Genomic DNA, 2633 nt, shown 5'->3' with positions numbered 1-2633 from the left:
GTTCCCCCCTCATCCCTGCCCTCCTCGTGGCGACGGCCCTGTCGCTGTCGACGATCCCCGCGGCCGAGGCCGCCCCGAAGGTCATGACCAAGAGATCCACCACGACGACCACCGGCACCACGGCCACGGCTCCGCAGGTACGGACCTGCCCGCTGCGCTTCGGCGTCGGCACCCCCGGTGGGCCGGGGGCCTCCCAGGAGCTGGCCGAGGTCGCGTCGCTGACCGGGGAGAAGCCCTCGATCATCCTGTCCTACAAGGACTTCCAGCAGCCCGTCCCGTACTGGGAGCTCGAGCAGGCCCGGTCGGCCGGGGCCACCACGCTGCTGACCTGGGAGCCGTGGGCCTGGGGCGGCGGGACCGACCAGCCGGCCTACGCCCTGGACCGCATCGCCGCCGGCGACCACGACGCCTACATCACCGACTGGGCGACGCGACTGGCCGACTGGGGGTCTCCGGTGATGCTCCGGTTCGGCCACGAGATGAACGGCAACTGGTACCCGTGGGCCGAGGGCGTCAACGGCAACGGGACCGGGGACTACGTCGCGGCCTACCGCCACGTCCACGACATCTTCACCGCCGCCGGCGCCGACAACGTGCAGTGGGTCTGGAACCCCAACGTGCCCTACTGGGGCTCCACCCCCCTGGACGGGCTCTACCCCGGGGCCGACTACGTCGACGTCGCCGGCCTGGACGGCTACAACTGGGGCACGTCCCAGTCCTGGTCGACCTGGCAGCAGCCGTGGGAGCTCTTCGGCTGGGGCCTGGACGAGATGCGCCGCCTGGCCCCGGGCAAGGAGATCGTCGTCGCCGAGACCGCCTCCGCGGAGGCCGGTGGCTCCAAGGCCGAGTGGAACGCGCACCTGGTGTACTACCTGGCCGCCCAGCCGGACGTGACCGGGCTCGTGTGGTTCCACCACGACAAGGAGACCGACTGGCGGATCAACTCCTCGGTCACCTCCGCCTCCGCCCTGGCGAACGAGCTGGCCAAGCGCCCCTGCCCGTGACCGGCTGAGGACCTCTCCACCGGCATCGCTCCGGCGCGGCGGCCCGGGGCACGAGGGGGGCCGCGCCGGAGCGGTGCCGGCGGGCGCGGCCACCGTCCGCGCGGATCCCGGAGGACGGCCCGCCCCCGGCTACGGCGCCACCGGTGCGGCCCCGGTCCCGCCGCCGCGCCCGGCTCGCGTCGCGAGCCGGGCGTACGGGCCCCCGGCGTGCCGCAGCCGCGCGGGCGTGCCGCGCTCGACGATCCGGCCGGCCTCGAGCACGACCACCTGGTCCGCGTTCTCCACGGTGGAGAGCCGGTGCGCGATGGTCAGGGTCGTCCGGCCGGCCGAGAGCCGGTCCAGGGCGTCCTGGACCTGCGCCTCGGTGGTGTTGTCCAGCGCGCTGGTGGCCTCGTCCAGGACGAGCACGGGCGGATCGCGCAGGATGGTGCGGGCGATCGCCAGGCGCTGCTGCTCCCCGCCGGAGAAGCGGTGACCGCGGGCGCCGACCAGCGTGTCCAGCCCGTCCGGCAGCGCGGCGACCGTGTCGGCGACGCGTGCCGCGCCGAGGGCCTCCCACAGGGCGGCGTCGGAGGCGTCCGGAGCGGCGAGCAGGAGGTTCTCGCGCACCGAGGCGTGGACGAGGTAGGTCTCCTGCGAGACGACCCCGACGATCCGCGCGAGGTCCGCCGGAGCGACGTCGCGCACGTCCGTGCCGTCGATGCTCACCCGCCCGTGCGTGGCGTCGTTGAGCCGCGGCAGCAGGGACCCCAGGGTGCTCTTGCCGGAGCCGGTGGGCCCGACCACGGCGGTGGTGGTGCCCGCGGCCAGCGTCAGGTCGATCCCGTGCAGCACGTCGGCGCCGTCGTCGTACGCGAAGCGCACCCCCTCGAGACGGACCTCGCCGCGCACGGCCCCGGGCTCGAGCGGCACGGGGTCGTTCGGGGGCCGGATCTGCGGCTCCAGGTCGAGGTACTCGAAGATCCGGCTGAAGAAGGCCAGGGCGGTCACCCACTGCACGCCGATGTTGAGCAGTCCCATCACCGGGCGGAAGACGGCGCCCTGCAGTGCCGTGAAGGCCACCAGGGTGCCGATGCTCATCCCGCCGCCGGTGGCCGGGAAGCCGGCGGCGAGGTAGACGACGGCGGGGATCGCCGCGAAGACGATCTGCATGGTGGCCATCCGCCAGCGACCGGCGAGCTGGCTGCGCAGCTCGAGGTGCAGGAGGCGGTCGGAGCGGGCGGTGAAGCGGGCGGCGTCACGGGCGGTGGTGCCCAATGTCCTGGCCAGCCGGACCCCGGAGACGGAGAGAACCTCCTCGACCTGGGTGTGGAGCAGGGCGAGCTCGCGCTGGCGCTCGTCGGTGACGTCGCGCCGGATCAGGGCCACGCGCCGGGAGAGCCAGACGGCCGGCGGCAGGACCACCAGGGAGATCAGGCTCATCGCCGGGGACAGCGCGACCATCGCCACGGCCGTGGCCACGGCCGTCGTGAGGTTCGACGCCACACCGGTCGCGGAGCTGGTGACGACCGACTGCATGCCGGCGATGTCGTGCGTGAGCCGCGACTGGACCTCCCCGCCCCGGGTGCGGGTGAAGAACCCGAGCGACTGAGCCTGCAGGTGCGTGAACAGGTCCACGCGCAGCGCGTG

2 protein-coding genes are annotated in these 2633 nt (G+C 74.0%); one reads left to right on the top strand and one right to left on the bottom strand.

What is annotated here, in order from left to right; translation table 11 throughout:
* Positions 1 to 1004: glycosyl hydrolase (locus tag RIF68_RS33805; protein ID WP_309055292.1), on the top strand; the 1004-nt coding region annotated here is incomplete at its 5' end.
* A gap of 129 nt (positions 1005 to 1133) precedes the next feature.
* Here RIF68_RS33805 and RIF68_RS33800 read toward each other — a convergent pair.
* The coding region (locus RIF68_RS33800; RefSeq protein ID WP_309055291.1) for an ABC transporter ATP-binding protein at positions 1134 to 2633 on the bottom strand (1500 nt) is incomplete at its 5' end.

The organism is Streptomyces sp. (assembly GCF_031178505.1).
Lineage (GTDB): Bacteria > Actinomycetota > Actinomycetes > Streptomycetales > Streptomycetaceae > Streptomyces > Streptomyces gulbargensis.
Note: the sequence above shows the minus strand (reverse complement) of the source record. Positions and strands in the feature narration are given on the sequence as shown.